Below are 16,690 nucleotides of genomic sequence, written 5' to 3' on the forward strand. Positions count from 1 at the left end.
AATTTGTGTGACCAACTCGCACAATTATCAACAAACTCATTAATAATCCCTAAAATGGACTTGCTTTCTTGCCTCCTCACCCCAAAAAGAGAGTAATGTGAGGCAGAAGCTCTCCTTTTCATGGATCTTTGATTCATCGCAAGGCGCTTTTCCCCCTGCCAGATTAATTAATAGCTTCTGATTTTGAAGCTGCATTCTAAGGAAATAATAATGTCTGATACACCCACTACCGTTGAATATACCGTTGAAACCCTAAAGCCTGTTGTTGAATCTTCCGGTTCTATTTGGGGTTATGTGGCGGGCGGTGTCGTGCTTGCAGTCGTTCTTGGTTACTTTGCTTTTAAAAAGCTCAACAAACCAGCCTTTGTCATTAAGCAAATGCGTAAACGTAACCGCAAAGAGATGAAAAAACATGGTGTGGAAAGTGCCGAAGCGATGGTCGATCTCGATCTTCTACTCGATGCAGTACAAGAGTACGCCACCCAACAAGCAATGAGTGGCACAGCTATGGTGCAGTTATTAGCGCCGTTAAATGACGCCAATAAAATGAAATCCGCAGGAGATTTCTATCATTCAATGGCCTACATTGCCAAAAGCATCAATAACCCGACGCTGGCTAAAACATTACAGAACAAATCAAAACAGGTTCGTTCAAGCTCGCCACTGATGGCTGGCCTGCTCAAGCGTGCTGGCGTTTAACTGGCACAACAGAAAGGTCTGCGATGTGGGTGTATTACCATCACCCACATCTAAAAGCTTTCCCCTCAATTAAGGTTGAAAAGGCAGTGATGAATGGTGCAGAACAATTCGCAGTTGGCCCTGTTCATCTTTCTTAAATGCCCAGCTTTTATCCACCACGGTTTGCTTTCCTTTATTGTCGATGAGCTTAACGTGCCCCATGGTTAAGGCCACATCACCGTTGATGTAGACTGCTGCGTTATCAAAGCTATACTCCTTCCAACCTTTTAGTGCAAAGCCAGAATCTTGTGGGTATTGCTTATCACTGCCGACAAAATAAGATAGCGCTCCGTCTACTTCTGTGCGAAAGGTTTGCTCCCCACTGGCAAGCGTAGGTTTGAAAAGCACCGCACCTTGTTGATAGCCATACGCTTGGTCTAACACTTGCTGTGCCAATTTCTTCGCTTCAGCATGACCTTTTTGTTCATAAGTCTGGCTGATCTTGATTAACGCTTCTCCCCAAGCTTGCTGGGCATCAAGCACCTCTTGGTGGTTAATGTTGTTATTAACTAATACGTTAGAAGCTTGAGCGGATAGCGGTAACAACCCGCAGAGTAATAATGCTGAAATAGAAATTCTTTTATGTGTACGTTGCATGATGAAGGCCTTATCTAATTATCTAGTTGATGGGAGTAATGTGGTTGATGGGAGTAATTTACGGCCTCTCGATGAACCTAAACCATGCGCTTAGATTAACTTCAGATGAATATTCTTTACCCAATACCAACGGATCGCTTACTCTGCTCACCTATTGAATTTATGCGGCGATCATTATGTTTCGTTATCAATTATCTCTCGTACTGGCTCTGTTGCTCACCCTAATCTTAGCCCAAGCTGGCACCGCTTTATGGTCAAATAACGTCGCTAATGAGCACATTCAGCGCGGACAGATCTCCAATCAAATCTTGCAAAGCTTTATGCAGTTGAGCACGGAAAAACAGCAGTTGAAAATTTGGCTTGCCGAGTATTTATTGACGAAAGATGGCAGCACGCTCAAACGAGACATGCGCTTTTCAAAGATTGAAGATTTGCTCAGCGAGCTCTATTTGCTAACCGAGCAAGCACAACAACACGGTATCACCAACCAAGACTTTGCCGAGATCACTCAGCAAATCAAAGTCATTTCTCTCTTTGAAACTAACTTTGGACGATTAAAAACAGCGCTTCGATCCTGGGAAATCGCAAAAATCACAGACAATAATGATCGCTGGCTTTTACTCAGTGACACCTTTGATAAAGTGGATAATACCGACCTACGCCAGCTGCTGAATCAAGCTATTTCTCTACAGAAACAACGTACTGCACGCTATGAAGCCGCAGCGATGAAATCATTATCTGATGTAGAAAATGTCATTGTAACCTTATCATTACTAGGGGTAGTCTTTGGCTTGCTACTCGGAGGCTGGTTACTGCGCACCTTATCCAAACCGTTAGCGGAACTGCTAAAAAGCACTTCAGCTTTAGAACAAGGCTATCTTAACCATCGAGTATCGGTCAGCGGGCCAAGTGAGCTCAGAACCCTAGCGCAGCATTTTAATTACATGGCACAAAGCCTTGAAAATGCGCAGCAAAAAGAGATCGCTTCGCGTCAACTCATTGAGCGAGAAGTTACTGCACGCACCCAAGAACTCGCCAATGCACTCGAAACATTGGAGCAAGCTAAACGCCAGCAGAAAGAGTTTTTTGCGAACGTCAGCCATGAATTGCGTACTCCCGCAACGGCCATTTTAGGAGAAGCGCAAATTACCCTTCGCAGTCGTCAAAATAGTGATGAAGAGTATCGACAAACGCTACAGCGTATCAATGAATCGGCAACCCACCTTTCCTATCGGATCGACGATTTATTGTTGCTGATCCGTCAAGATGAAAAGCTGTTCCAACCGGCTCTTAGCCCTATCACCTTAGAGAGTCTATGGCAGTCGGTGACGAGACAAGCCACCCTTTTAACTCACGCGCATCAAGTGCAACTTGAATGTCTTCACCCACAACAGGCAAACTGGCAAGCTCGGATCTTTCATACTGATTTAGATAAGCTACTGATGACCGTACGAATTATCGTCGATAATGCATTGCGCTATGATCCACATCACCAGCCTATTACGCTCACTCTGCTAGTTGAGCCCCAGCAATTTCATCTTCAATTGCAAGATCACGGTATTGGTATTGACCAAGAGGACCTCGCACAGATTTTCCAACGCTATTTTCGGTCCGAAAACGGCAAACGCTATCGCCCTGATGGCTTAGGGATTGGTTTAACGCTGGCTTATAACATTGTGCAGCAGCAACACGGAACCATCGCATTCCAAAGCCAACTGGCTCAAGGCACAACCGTTACACTTACCTTTGAACTGGAAGAGGAAGAATCATGAGAATTCTTTTAATTGAAGATGATGCCAGAATTGCCAACTTTATTGAGCGAGGGCTCAAAGCAGAAGGTCACCACATTCAGCGACTAAATGATGGGCAATACGCACTTGAAACACTCATAAGCGGCGAGCCCGATATTTTAATTTTAGATCGAATGCTTCCGCACACCGATGGATTAACTCTTTGTCAGCAAATACGTGAAGCCGGTATTGATGTGCGAATTTTGATGCTTTCTGCACTGAGCGAAGTTGAAGAACGGGTTCGGGGCCTACGCATTGGTGCGGATGATTATCTGGCAAAACCTTTTCATTTTGAAGAGTTACTGGCTCGCCTAGATGCGCTGCAACGTCGACATTCTGACTCTGCGCCAATGCCCACTCTACACATTGCAGACTTAACGCTCTGCTTATCAACCATGGCCGTAACACGGGCAGGGCAAGCCATTGAGTTAACCGCCAAAGAACTCTCCATATTAGAGCTATTGATGCATAAACCCGGTCATATTTTTAGCCGAGAACGGATTCTTGCTAATGTTTGGGGTCTCCATCAAGATCCCCTAACCAACGTAGTCGATGTGTATATGCGTCGTCTACGCAAAAAAATTGATGACCCTTTCTCATCAGCACTGATTAAAACTAAACGCGGTATGGGCTATTTTCTCGATAAAAATAGTGGTGAGTAACGCACAGGAAATGGATAATTTAACCCTTATCTAACAAAACAATCCGTTATCTAGAAAATTTAATATTCGTTCCGGTACACAAATTTGCATATCTATACCCAAACAACTTGGAGTTGCAGGTAGGCGGCAAGTGAGTGAGTCCCCATGAGCATAGGCAAACTATGTGATTGGGGTGAACGAACGTAGCCAACACCGCTGCAGCTTCAAGTAGGAAGGGTATATAGTGGATAGGGAATTGGCGCGTCTACGGCATTTCTATCCAATTAGAAATATCCTGCTAAAGTTGTTATAGGTATCTTAAAAAACATAAAAACAAGTGATAATACGATAAAAAGCATGTAATTAGCAGGGAAAGGTAATGGATCTATCAAAAGAAAAACAACCCAGAGCCACTTTGAAATTAAATAAAACCATCTTAAACGCACTTTGGCTGCCTTTGCTTATTCTTGTCTTTGGTTTATTTGCCGCAAGTCACTTTAATCAAATGCATAAAACGGAGCGAATTGAACATATACGGCATGACTTATCTTCACGATTACAGCAGATTAGTAATGGGGTAGCAGAAAAGGTTACGCTATATCAATACGGGATACGTGGCTTTAGAGGCGCGGTGATGACAGCTGGAGTCGATGCATTTGATTATGACCAGATGTTTCGCTATACCCAGACCCGTGACTATCCAAAAGAGTTTCCGGGAGCTCGTGGCTTTGGATTCATCCGTTTTGTTGAACCGGAGCAAAAAGAAGCCTTCATCGAACAAGCTCGTCGCGATAGACCCGATAAAACCTTCAATATTCGCTCGCTTTCAGAGCATAATAGCAGCTTGTTTGTTATCCAATACATTGAGCCCGAAGACCACAATAAACAGGCGATCGGCTTAGATATTGGTTCAGAGGCAATGCGTCGAGCTGCCGCCTTAGAGGCTGCCAAAAGTAACGCTGTACGCCTTACCGCTCCTATTACTCTCGTGCAAGCCCATAAAAAAACACAGCAAGGCTTTCTGATGCTAATGCCAGTGTACAACACAAATAAAATAGCGGATTCATCTTCTATAGAAGAGCGATTAAGTAAGCTGAGAGGCTGGAGCTATTCCGCTATTTTGATAGATGAAGTATTAAGTGTTGTGGCTGGCCTCAATGACGAGGTTATTCTAACCATCAGTGATATCAATGACGATAATTCAAAGCATTTTTTCACCCGCGGCTTAATTCAAGATAAGACCTCTTATCAAGTAACTCAAACTATTGATTTGTTTGGGCGTCAATGGGAACTCAATCTGATTGCTACCAACAAGTTTATTGAATCTCTACCATTAGATGCTTACAACCAAACTTATCAAGAGATCTTAACGGCCACATTATTGCTTATGTTGACTGTTTTTATCATTCAAATGATGCGTTCTCGTCGAGATCAGTTAGCCAAACACAAAATAGAGATCGCTCAAGCAAGGGAAGCCGTACTGACAGAAACCAATCTTCAACTAGAAAAATTGGTCAACCAAAGAACAGAGGAGATTTCGCAAGCGAATGCTCTACAGCGCAGCATTTTGAGCAGTGCTGGTTACGCTATTATCGCGACGGATCTAGATGGATTAATCACTATATTTAACCCCTCTGCAGAAAAACTGATCGGTTACAGTGCCAGTGAACTGGTGGGGAAAAAAACACCGGCGATATTTCACCTATCTGAAGAGGTAGCTCGACGAGCAAAAGATCTATCGTTAGAACTAGGAGAAACTGTAGAAGTCGGGTTTGATGCTTTTGTCGCTAAAGCAAAATTAGGCAAATCCGATATTAATCATTGGACTTACATCAGTAAAAACGGCCAACACATTCCGGTTAAACTTTATGTCGGTGGATTAATAGATGACTACGGTCAGTTAGTCGGCTTCTTAGGTATTGCTTATGACTTAACGGAACAGCTACAAAAAGAGAAAGAACTCGCGGAAGCCAAAGAGCAAGCGGAGTACGCAAACCGAGCTAAGTCTGATTTTTTGGCGAATATGAGCCATGAAATTCGAACCCCAATGAACGCTATTTTGGGGTTATTACAGATGACTCTCAATACCGATTTAAGTAGCCAGCAGATCGACTACTTAAGTAAAACACAAAGTGCAGCCAAGTCTCTACTCGTTCTTTTAAACGATATTTTAGACTTTTCTAAAGTGGAAGCAGGAAAGCTTGAATTAGAGCAATCTTCATTTTCACTTCCAGATCTGTTACAAGAAACGGGGATACTACTGTCGTCAAGCCTTCAAGAGAAAGCCATCGAGATCATTTATGATGTTGCGCCTGATGTTCCAACCATCTTGATCGGCGACAGCCTACGCTTACGACAGATATTATTAAATTTAGCCGGTAATGCCATTAAATTTACTGATGCAGGTGAAATAAAAATATCCATAGGAACACAGAAAATATCAGAAAATAATTGCACCTTGCTTTTTAAAGTGTCAGACACTGGCATTGGGATGACCCAAGAACAGAAAGCAATTATCTTTAATGGATTTAGCCAGGCTGAGTCGTCAATTAGCCGAAAGTATGGCGGTACAGGATTAGGTTTATCGATCGTAAAACGGCTAGTGAGCCTGATGCAAGGTGACATTAGCGTAACCAGCCAACTTGGTAAGGGGAGTGAATTTGCGTTCACCATTACATTAAACTTCGCGCCTGTTTGTAATGACATTTACTCGCATCTTACACAGGGTTTAAACATATTAGTGGTAGAAGATAATGAAACCGCACGTTTAATTCTTCAAGACATACTCCAAAAACTAGGCTGCCAAGTGTTTGCTGCGCCCAACGCCGATGAAGCTTTAGCACAACTACACAACTTAGCTCAACAAAACGAAGTGATTGATCTCGCATTTGTTGACTGGAAACTTCCTGATATGGATGGCTTGGCTCTTACTCGATCCATCAAAAACCAGAAAAATCTCAAAAAAATACCTTTAGTCATCATGATTACGGCTTTTGGCCTAGAAATTCTCGACAAACATTTAGAAGACACCCATGAACTTTTAGAAACCGTGCTGATAAAGCCAGTAACGCCAGAGCTAATCAAACAAACCATTATCAATGTACTGCAAAGTAAAGATGCAGTATTTGCAGAAACATTCCATCGAATAAATTCAAACGATAGCTTATCTGGTATCAGCATATTGCTGGTTGAAGATAATCCGACCAATCGCTTGGTCGCAACCGAATTACTCAGCGAACGTGGCGCAACAATTATCGAAGCTGAGGACGGCTTTAAAGCACTAGATATACTGCAAAATCAGCAGTTTTCCCTAGTACTGATGGATATTCAAATGCCCGGTATGGATGGTTATGAAACGACTCGTAAGATCCGACAAGAGATGAAGTTTCATCAACTTCCAATATTAGCAATGACAGCTAATGCTCGCCCTGAAGATAAAGCCACCTGTTTAGCTGCAGGTATGAATGACCATATTGCGAAACCTTTCGAGATCAATGATGTGGTTAAAAAAATTCAACACTTCGTAACTCAAAAAACGCTCCCAGCAAAACACCAAGTGGTAGCTCCCCATAATCAAAAAATATCGACACCAGCTCAAGAATATGCAGACAAACATGGTATTAAACTCAATCAAGCGATAAATCGAATCGGCGATTTATCCGTTTATCTAAAAGTAATCAATCAATTTGTCATTGATATGCAAGATGCTATATCACAACTGCAATCTACTGAAATTGCCACTGATGTCGCATTGCGTATCTACCACAGTTTAAAAAGTGGTTCAGAAAGCTGTGGACTTACACAATTGTCGGAAAAGTTAGCAAAAGCTGAGCTCGAATGTTCAATAGCAACCACAGAGATGATGAGAAGAAATAGTAGCTTATTGGCTGACGTACTATTTGCCCAATCACAACTCAGATCATTGATGAATTTACTCAGAAACGAGCAACTAACGACTACAACACCAGTTGCCATGGATAAAGCAATATTTAGAGAAAAACTGCTCATGCTCGGGAGATGTTTCAACACTTCAAATATGGAAGCGACGACATTATTTGAAGAAATCTCAGCACAATTAAATATGATTGATGAAGAGTTAACAAAACAACTTGCAGAACAAGTACAAAGTTTGGCGTTTGAACAAGCAACTGCAATACTAAAAGAAATCATGAAAAACAAAGAGTTTTCCGATGCTATCTAATTACGGTTTACTAAACTTCAACAAGAAAACTGACTTCACGGTACTCATCGTTGATGATCAGCCGACTAATATTCAGCTCATATATCAATTATTGAAAGATGACTATCAGATATTGATGGCGACATCTGGAACGCAAGCCATCAACGTTTGCAAAGAAAGTCAGCCCGATTTGGTGCTACTCGATGTCATCATGCCAGAAATGGATGGCTTACAAACCTGCCGCTTGATCAAAAATGACCCTACGATCGCTGATATACCTGTTATTTTTATTACCGGATTAACCGCCCAAGAAGACCAAGATGCATGTTGGGAAGCAGGCGGTGTTGATTTTCTAAAAAAACAATTTAATATCAATACGTTAAAAAACAGAATCAAGGCTCATTTAACCCTAAAGCACCAAGCAGACCTACTGAGATCATTGGCATATTTAGACGGCCTTACCGGTCTTAATAATCGCCGCTATTTCGATCAACACTTAAAGTCTCACTTAGCGCAAGCTTACCGAAAAAAACAGCCTCTCTCGTTATTGCTGATCGATATTGATTATTTTAAACAATACAACGACACATTTGGCCACCTTGAAGGTGATGATTGTTTAAAAAAAGTCGCCACTACTTTGCACCAATGTTGTCGAAGACCAACCGACATCGCTGCACGGTATGGTGGTGAAGAATTCGCCATGATTCTTCCTGAGACGGACCAAGAAGGTATTTGGTACGTTGCTAACCTTGTTCAAGATAAAATCAAAACACTGTGTATAGACCACCCAGCGGCTGAAAACGGTTTTTTAACCATCAGCATTGGAGGCGCAGTCGACTTAGAAGGTTCCCATTCACCAGAGCAGTTAATTAAATTGGCTGACAACATGCTCTATCAAGCGAAAAACACCGGACGAAACCAAACGAATATCACTAGTGAAAAGAGTACAGACTAGACAAACCAACACTTTCTTAACATAAGAAAAGATAAGGCTAGCTTTTTGGGAAGTGTGATTTTATTAACTCTTATCTAACAATTACTTATCTGAGAAATTTAATATTCGTTCCGGTGCACAAATTTGCATACCTATAGTTAACATTTGTAGTCCATTACAGTATTACTGGTCATAAGTTCAGGGCAACCACAAAACGACATCGAGAGTTCATTTCACTAGGTGACTTCTCAATGCCGTATTTGAACCCTCCAGCTGTAGACATAACCACTAACTGAGTTCTTACGCCTACCCCTGCCGTTCATTAAGCTTGCCCACCAGCCGTTTTTTAATTGTTCAGGAGACTCATCATGAGTGACATTGCACTTTCTATCAGCATTCTCTCGCTGGTAGCTGTGCTGGGTTTGTGGATAGGGAATTGGCGCGTCTACGGTGTTGGTTTAGGGATCGGTGGGGTGCTGTTTGGCGGCATTCTCGTCGGCCACTTTACAGGCATGTGGGGTGTGGTTCTTGACTACAATACGTTGCATTTTATTCAAGAGTTCGGCCTTATCCTATTTGTGTACACCATTGGTATACAAGTCGGACCCGGTTTTTTCTCTTCACTTCGAAGCTCAGGACTAAAACTCAACGCCTTTGCCGCACTGATTGTGTTGCTGGGCTGTGTGGTGACGGTCGCGCTTTACTATCTGTTTGATGTGCCTTTACCCGTTATTCTTGGTGTATTCTCCGGTGCAGTCACCAATACGCCATCATTAGGTGCGGGGCAACAAATCCTGACTGAGTTAGGTGGCCAAGAGAACATGCTTGACCTGACGGGTATGGGTTATGCGATTGCTTACCCCTTTGGCATATGCGGTATTTTGCTTACCATGTGGCTGCTCAGAATTGCCTTTCGTGTCAGTGTTGACGCTGAAGCCGAAGAGTTTGAGATCCACAACGGCCACAAAAAAGAGAGCTTGCACACCATTAACGTTGCGATTAAAAACCCCAACTTAAATGGCCTGCTCTTAAAAGACATTCCCGCGCTCAGTGATGGCGATATTGTGTGCTCGCGCCTTAAACGTGGTGAACACCTTTCAGTACCCAAACCCGATTCACGAGTTGAAGTGAATGATTTGCTTCATCTGGTCGGCGATAAAAAAGCGTTAGAAAAAGCACGCTTGGTGATTGGCGAAGAGGTTGATGCATCACTTTCGACACGCGGCACGGAGCTGCGAGTACAGCGCTTAGTCGTCACCAACGAGATTGTGCTTGGTAAAAAGCTGCGCGATCTGGATTTAAAAGAGAAATACGACGTCGTAGTTTCGCGTTTAAACCGTGCCGGGGTTGAGCTTATCCCAACCAGTCAATCTACCTTGCAGTTTGGCGACATTCTCAATTTAGTCGGGCGTCAAGAAGCGATTGAAGCGGTCAGTGGCATGGTCGGCAACGCGCACCAAAAATTACAGCATGTGCAGATGCTACCAGTCTTCGTTGGGATTGGACTTGGGGTATTACTCGGATCTATTCCGTTTTATCTACCGGGATTCCCCGCCGCCATTAAGCTCGGCTTGGCTGGAGGACCGCTGATTGTCGCACTGGTTTTGGCGCGTATCGGCAGCATTGGCAAAATGTATTGGTTTATGCCGCCCAGCGCGAACCTTGCTCTACGAGAAATTGGTATTGTGCTGTTTTTAGCCGTGGTCGGGTTAAAATCTGGGGGCAATTTTGTTGAAACCTTAGTGCAAGGCGATGGCGTCAGTTGGATGGGCTACGGCATGTTGATCACGGGTATTCCATTGATCACTGTCGGAATACTGGCTCGTGTTTTAGGCCATATTAACTATCTCACCATCTGTGGCATGCTAGCAGGTTCGATGACCGATCCACCTGCTCTTGCTTTTGCGAATGCGCTGCACGAAAGCAGTGGCGCTTCTGCATTGGCATACGCCACTGTCTATCCGTTAGTAATGTGCCTACGCATACTCTCACCGCAAATATTGGCGTTAATTTTATGGGCAATATAGCGAACGGTTAATATCAGGCAAGCTAGATAAACAAAGTGGGTCGCTCAGTACCCACTTTCTTTTGCTGCGTTGATAATGCTCCCACACAGCAACGTCTCACCGAATCCCTACAGCATAGGAACAACGGACAGTAGCAACAACGCGCCCATCGCGCCGTTAAACCAGCGGACATAACTTGGGTGATTCATCCAGTGGCTCAACTGTTTACCCGCCGCAGTCCAAACACTGACCGACGGAATGTTCACCAAAGCAAACACCAATGAAATCAGCATTAACTGCGCCCAACTCGCACTTTGGTTAAATACACTCACCGCAGTCAGCGCCATCGACCAACCTTTAGGGTTGACCCATTGAAACAGTACAGCCGAAACAAATGACATCGGTTGATACTGCTTCTCTCCCTGCGAAGGGTTACTCAGCGCAATTTTTATCGCCAAATAGACCAAATAAATGGTGCAGGCAATTTGCAAGCCTTGTTGCAACATAGGATAACGATGGAATAAACCCGTTAACCCAACACCAACCAATAGCACCATAATGCTAAAACCAAACGTTACACCAAGCATGTGCGGAATAGTGCGCATAAAGCCCACATTCGCACCGGATGTCATCAGCATGATGTTGTTTGGACCCGGTGAAAAGGTCGAAACAAAAGCAAAAGCCACCAGTGGCCACCATTGTGTGTAATCCATCTTCTTTCTCTATTTAATAATGATGAACAAATAATAATGGTATCGACTGGCAATATTGTGCTTATATTGGCCAATATCACCAATATTGAGCAATAAAAAGCAACCATGGACAGATTTGACGAGAGAATATTGCAAGAGCTACAACTTGATGGCCGAGTCTCGAATGTAGAACTAGCTGAACGCATCGGCTTATCGCCCTCCGCCACGTTGCGCCGTGTGCAGGATCTCGAGCGTAAGCAGATCATTAAAGGCTATCGAGCGGTCTTAAATAAAACCCAACTTGATGTCGGGTTTGTCGCTTATGTGGCAATTGGCTTAAACAGCCATACGAAAAAAGCGCAGCTCAGTTTCGAAGAACATGTGCGCTACGCCAAGGAGGTGGTCGAATGCCACAACATTACCGGGATGAACGAATATTTGCTGCGTGTCGAAACCAAAGATCTCAGCGCTTATAAACGTTTTCACGCCGATGTGCTTGGTGAGTGCTTAACGGTGAAATCGATCACCACCATGGTGGTCATGGACTCTCCTAAAGACGAACGGCAATAGTGTGATACTCCATCACTTTTAACGCTCAACAAAGCACGAAGAAATTACCAACCAAGCGCAATAAGACGCATATCACATATTACCCAACTCATTAAGTTTCTTAAGTCTTTATTAAGAAAAGTTCTTTATAGTTATCATAACGTTTATAGTAGAACCGCATGTTATGGAACCCACAATGAAAAATCCTCGCTTCTCATACGCAAGTATTACCTTGTTGCTTGCTCTCTATTTCAGCTTGGTACTCAACATCCCTATTTATGCCAAATTGGCACAGATTTTTTCGGCTGCTGAGCAGTTCAATTGGGGGTTTGCGTTCTCAATACCGATTTTTTTCTTTTTGGCGCTGAACGTTATTTTCCAATTGTTTTCGTGGCCTTATTTTCTAAAACCTTTTTTTGCGGTCTTACTCATCCTTTCTGCTGTGGTGAGTTATGCGAGTTACAATTACGGCACGATTGTCGACCGAGACATGTTGATCAATGTCGTTGAAACCAATAGCAGTGAGGCAGGCTCTTATGTCAGTCTCTATTCCATTGTCTGGATCTCAGCGTTGGGCATCCTCCCTACCGTTCTATTACTGCTTTCGCCACTTAAAGTAGAAAAATCCATTTCCCGCTTTTTAGGCTATAAAGCGCTATCAATATTGCTCTCTTTACTCGGCATCATCATTATTGCGGCGCTGTATTATCAGAACTATTCGTCGGTTGGACGCAACAATAGTTACCTCAAGAAAATGATCATCCCCACTCACTTTGTCTATAGCGCTTATGGTCTTGTGAAAGACCGTTATTTTACCGAGCCCGTGGTGTATCAAATTATCGGCGCTGATGCGCAGCAGCAACCGAAAACTACCCATAGCCGTGATGCAGAAAAACCAACCTTAGTCTTATTTGTGCTAGGAGAAACGGCTCGCGCACAAAATTACCAATACTACGGCTACACACGTGATACCAATGCTTATACCGCGCCTTATCAGCCTATATTTTTCAGTGATGTCGCCTCTTGTGGTACTGCAACAGCGGTCTCTGTACCTTGTTTATTTTCCAATATGGATCGTCATAATTTTGATCGTACCAAAGCGGATAACCAAGACAACGTCCTCGATATCTTGCAGCGCGCAGGCGTCGACCTCTTATGGAAAGAAAATGATGGAGGCGATAAAGGCGTCGCGAAAAATATTCCGCAGAAAGAGCTGGATAAAACTGCGCGAGAAGGCCGATGTGACGGCAGCACTTGTTATGACGTCACAATGCTAGACAACTTAGATGAAGAAATTGCCAACCAAACTGGTAACCGAATGATTTTCATGCACATTATTGGAAGTCACGGGCCAACCTACTTTAAGCGCTATCCTAAAGAAATGGCGAAATATCAACCTGATTGCCCAAGAGCGGATATTGAAAATTGCAGCGTTGAGCAGATAGTGAATACTTACGACAACACTATTCGTTACACAGATTTTGTTTTGGCGCAGCTGATTGAAAAGCTAAAATCACTGCAAGCGCAATACAACACCGCATTGATTTATGTCTCCGACCATGGGGAATCGCTGGGAGAAAATGGACTGTTCTTACATGGTATGCCGTACAGCCTAGCACCCGATTATCAAACTCAAGTACCGCTTTTAGTCTGGTTATCTGACGAATTCGCCCGTACGAAAGGCGTGAATCAAACCTGTTTACGTCAAACAGCCACTCAGCCCTATGCTCACAGTAATCTCTTTCACTCTTTACTTGGCATTATGGATGTATCAACCAATGCATACGAGAAAGCGCAAGATATTTTTGCGCCATGCCGCTAAAGAGTGTGGATAAAAACAGAAGAGGCCCGTTAACTTAGATGAAAACAAACCCTGAAGATGTTGCTGTCGTTGTGTCTCGGCAGCAACTCGACGGTGGCATTATGCAGCGCGGCGATATCACGGCAAATCGACATTCCAAGCCCTGCCCCATCGCCTTTTTCACTGTTAGCTCGATAAAAGTTATCAAATATTTTTTCTCGGGCTTCGTTCGTGATGTTGGGGCCGCTATCAGTCACATTCACTTGAATAAACTGATCATCGCCATGCAACGTAATATCAATGTGACTGTGTACGCCAGAATAGCGCATCGCATTATCGATTAAGTTTTTAAACAACACGCCGAGTAATAGCTCGTCGCCTTGAACCGACAAACTCTGCCCTTCAAAGCTCAATTGTTGGTCGTGCTTTAAGGCTAACGGCGCAAGGTCTGCGATAACTTGCTTAATAGAGACTGAGAGATCGACCGTTTGTGATGACAATTCCATAGTGCTTTCGACTTTGGCTAACATCAACAACTGATGAATAAGGCGGTCAGTACGCTCAATACCCTTAAGAATCATGTCCAGATCATATTTCAGTTGCTGCTCATTCTGGCTAAGCATCGCGTTTTCGGCATTTAATCTCAATACCGTCAGTGGCGTTTTAAGTTCATGAGCAGCCATACGCGTAAAGCGCTTCTCTCGCTGCCAAGCCAATTCTAATTGAGCCAACAGTTGGTTGAGTGTCTCTACTAATGGTGAAAGTTCAGTGGTTTGTTCTGTAACGTAAATGCGATCCAACTTGTGGACACTGCGAATGGCAATCGCCGATTTTAGCTCTTGCAGTGGTTTGAAACTTCGGCCAATAAGCATCACCAGCACCAAGATAACGCATGGGATCAGGATCAATTGCGGCAATGCGGTCGACAGTGCAATTTCATTGACCATTTCATCACGAATACTCTGTTTTTCCGCAACGAGAATGTATTCAGAGCCGCGATCAGGATGAGGTTGCGCCAATTGAAAATAACGCCATGTTTGACCATCAATAGTGACACTGCCAAATCCATCATTGCTGGCATTAGTGCTAAAGGCGGGTTGCTGGCTATCAGAGCTGTACATCAACTGACCATCTCGATAAAACTGAAACAGAATGTACCGCTCATAAGGGTGACCATACTGCGTTGCCATCTCCTTGTTGGCTTGCGAAAGACGTTCAATGCTTTGCATCCACTGATCAAACTGTTGATGAAGATCGGCATTGTCTCCTTCTTTTATAGAGACAGAAGTCGCCATCAACAGTAATTTTGCCGATTGACCTAAGCGCGCATCGTAGACTTCTCCAATTTCATGATGTGCCGTAGAAAAACTGAAGTAGAGAGAAATAAGCAGTAAACTACCGCTTAACCATACAGCCGACTGTGTTAAACGACGTTTAATCGAAAAGACTTTTTTATTTTTCAATCATATACCCCACACCACGGATATTTTTGATGACATTTTCTGGCATTTTTTTACGCAAGTTATGAATGTGAACTTCGATAGCGTTGTCACTGCTGCCTTCGTCCCAGCCATGAAGCGCTTGTTGCAATAGCTCTTTGCTCATCACTCGCCCTGCTTGAGTGATCAAACTGGCGAGAATTTTATATTCATTACGCGTCAGTTTAAGGGGTTGCTGACGATATTCAATCTCCTGCTTGGAAAGAGAGAGGCTCAGATCACCAATCGAAATCAGAGCCTCGGCGCTGCCCGAGCTACGACGAATGATAAGCCGTAGACGTGCCAGTAGCTCTTCTAGCGCAAAGGGTTTACCTATATATTCATCGGCTCCACCATCTAACCCTTTGACGCGATCGCTAATATCATCACGCGCCGTTAGGATCATCACAGGCAGCGAATAACCGGCGTTTCTAATGCCACGCAACACCTCAAGACCATCCATATCCGGTAAGGTTAAATCCAAGATCACCGCCGAAAACTGTTCAGTTTTGAGCGCACACGCCACGCCGCCACCTTTTTCTAACCAATCCACCGTATAACCTTGGCGAGTCAACGCCACCTGCATTGACTCGCCCAGTTGTTTGTCATCTTCGACTAATAATAAACGCATACGTTATTTTAAATTCTCCAACAAAAGGGCAATTTCTTGCTGACGCCCAGCATCGGCAATCGCTCTTTGTGGCCTTGCTGGTGCTTGTTGTGCTTGCAACAGGTACTTTCTTGCTTCATCGGTTCTGCCTTGCTCGGCAAGAAAATCACCGTAAAAATAGTTGGCATCAATTCCTGTCGGGTTAATCAGCAGCGCTCTTTGCAGCAACTCTTCCGCTTTAACGTCGTCGCCAAAAGCCACTGGCCAGCCGGGCACTTTGTAATATAAGGTGCCTAAACTTGTAAAAGCCGAGCCATCTAAAGTATTAGGCGCTTGATCGATAACCTCTTCGTACAATAATTTCGCCTCTTTCACTAAAGATAGCGCACCCAACCCACCTTTTACGCCCGCTAATGAGGATTTATTGATGGCAAGCCACACTTTGAGTTCTGGACTGTTACTTGATTTCATCTCTAATGTGTTACGCATAATGACACGTTCAAAACAACGTTCTTGATCATCGCTCGACTTCATTTTGTATTGGCATTTGGCCCAATCAGATTGAACCTGAGCTAAAGGGGTGATCGCAAAAGCGGGTATCGTGCTTACCGCAAAGATGACCAATGCACTGGCCCATTTAAACACAGTTTTCATATGTTGTTCTCCTTGAATTA

At 43.6% G+C, this 16,690-nt stretch carries 13 protein-coding genes; 8 read left to right on the forward strand and 5 right to left on the reverse strand.

Annotation, left to right across the window (positions count from 1 at the left end):
* The first annotated feature begins 210 nt into the window (after nucleotides 1-210).
* Nucleotides 211-699 (forward strand): hypothetical protein, encoded by a 489-nt coding sequence (locus tag AACV32_RS15810; protein ID WP_167372382.1) that lies wholly within the window; start codon nucleotides 211-213, stop codon nucleotides 697-699.
* A 69-nt stretch (nucleotides 700-768) separates the two neighbouring features.
* Here AACV32_RS15810 and AACV32_RS15815 read toward each other — a convergent pair whose 3' ends face one another.
* Nucleotides 769-1,335: a phosphoribosyl-AMP cyclohydrolase gene (locus tag AACV32_RS15815; protein WP_094128911.1), complete on the reverse strand. Its 567-nt coding sequence runs from the start codon at nucleotides 1,333-1,335 to the stop codon at nucleotides 769-771.
* A 176-nt stretch (nucleotides 1,336-1,511) separates the two neighbouring features.
* On the opposite strand from AACV32_RS15815, the gene AACV32_RS15820 reads away from it, so the two are divergent.
* From AACV32_RS15820 to AACV32_RS15840, 5 genes are all read left to right on the forward strand, one after another.
* Nucleotides 1,512-3,107 carry a sensor histidine kinase gene (locus AACV32_RS15820; protein WP_170895381.1) on the forward strand — a complete coding sequence of 532 codons (1,596 nt, stop codon included), beginning with the start codon at nucleotides 1,512-1,514 and terminating at the stop codon, nucleotides 3,105-3,107.
* Nucleotides 3,104-3,787, forward strand: a complete 684-nt coding sequence (locus AACV32_RS15825; RefSeq protein WP_170895380.1) for a response regulator transcription factor — start codon at nucleotides 3,104-3,106, stop codon at nucleotides 3,785-3,787. Before AACV32_RS15820 ends, AACV32_RS15825 begins: the two co-directional genes overlap by 4 nt.
* A gap of 358 nt (nucleotides 3,788-4,145) precedes the next feature.
* Complete coding sequence (locus AACV32_RS15830) at nucleotides 4,146-7,967, forward strand: PAS domain-containing hybrid sensor histidine kinase/response regulator (protein WP_170895379.1); 3,822 nt, start codon at nucleotides 4,146-4,148, stop codon at nucleotides 7,965-7,967.
* Entirely contained in the window at nucleotides 7,957-8,901 is a 945-nt protein-coding gene (locus AACV32_RS15835) for a diguanylate cyclase domain-containing protein (RefSeq protein WP_170895378.1), read from the forward strand. Before AACV32_RS15830 ends, AACV32_RS15835 begins: the two co-directional genes overlap by 11 nt.
* A 347-nt stretch (nucleotides 8,902-9,248) precedes the next feature.
* Nucleotides 9,249-10,907 carry a putative transporter gene (locus tag AACV32_RS15840; protein ID WP_026027818.1) on the forward strand — a complete coding sequence of 553 codons (1,659 nt, stop codon included), beginning with the start codon at nucleotides 9,249-9,251 and terminating at the stop codon, nucleotides 10,905-10,907.
* 107 nt (nucleotides 10,908-11,014) lie between these two features.
* Here AACV32_RS15840 and AACV32_RS15845 read toward each other — a convergent pair whose 3' ends face one another.
* Entirely contained in the window at nucleotides 11,015-11,599 is a 585-nt protein-coding gene (locus AACV32_RS15845; protein ID WP_013856459.1) for a LysE family translocator, read from the reverse strand.
* 105 nt (nucleotides 11,600-11,704) lie between these two features.
* Here AACV32_RS15845 and AACV32_RS15850 point away from each other — a divergent pair, with 105 nt between their 5' ends.
* A complete protein-coding gene (locus AACV32_RS15850) occupies nucleotides 11,705-12,148 on the forward strand; it encodes an Lrp/AsnC family transcriptional regulator (RefSeq protein WP_017050939.1) in 444 nt (147 codons plus the stop codon).
* 163 nt (nucleotides 12,149-12,311) lie between these two features.
* Nucleotides 12,312-13,949: a phosphoethanolamine transferase gene (locus AACV32_RS15855; protein ID WP_170895377.1), complete on the forward strand. Its 1,638-nt coding sequence runs from the start codon at nucleotides 12,312-12,314 to the stop codon at nucleotides 13,947-13,949.
* A 29-nt stretch (nucleotides 13,950-13,978) separates the two neighbouring features.
* On the opposite strand, the gene AACV32_RS15860 is transcribed toward AACV32_RS15855, so the two are convergent.
* The 3 genes from AACV32_RS15860 to AACV32_RS15870 are packed head-to-tail and all read right to left on the reverse strand — an operon-like array spanning nucleotide 13,979 to nucleotide 16,670.
* On the reverse strand, nucleotides 13,979-15,391 hold the full coding sequence (locus AACV32_RS15860; RefSeq protein WP_017047058.1) for an ATP-binding protein: 1,413 nt from the start codon (nucleotides 15,389-15,391) through the stop codon (nucleotides 13,979-13,981).
* Complete coding sequence (locus AACV32_RS15865) at nucleotides 15,381-16,037, reverse strand: response regulator (RefSeq protein WP_013856454.1); 657 nt, start codon at nucleotides 16,035-16,037, stop codon at nucleotides 15,381-15,383. Before AACV32_RS15865 ends, AACV32_RS15860 begins: the two co-directional genes overlap by 11 nt.
* Nucleotides 16,038-16,040: 3 nt before the next feature.
* Nucleotides 16,041-16,670 carry a tetratricopeptide repeat protein gene (locus AACV32_RS15870; RefSeq protein ID WP_170895376.1) on the reverse strand — a complete coding sequence of 210 codons (630 nt, stop codon included), beginning with the start codon at nucleotides 16,668-16,670 and terminating at the stop codon, nucleotides 16,041-16,043.
* Between the last annotated feature and the right edge of the window lie 20 nt (nucleotides 16,671-16,690).

This window comes from Vibrio sp. B7 (genome assembly GCF_963888765.1).
GTDB lineage: Bacteria > Pseudomonadota > Gammaproteobacteria > Enterobacterales > Vibrionaceae > Vibrio > Vibrio anguillarum.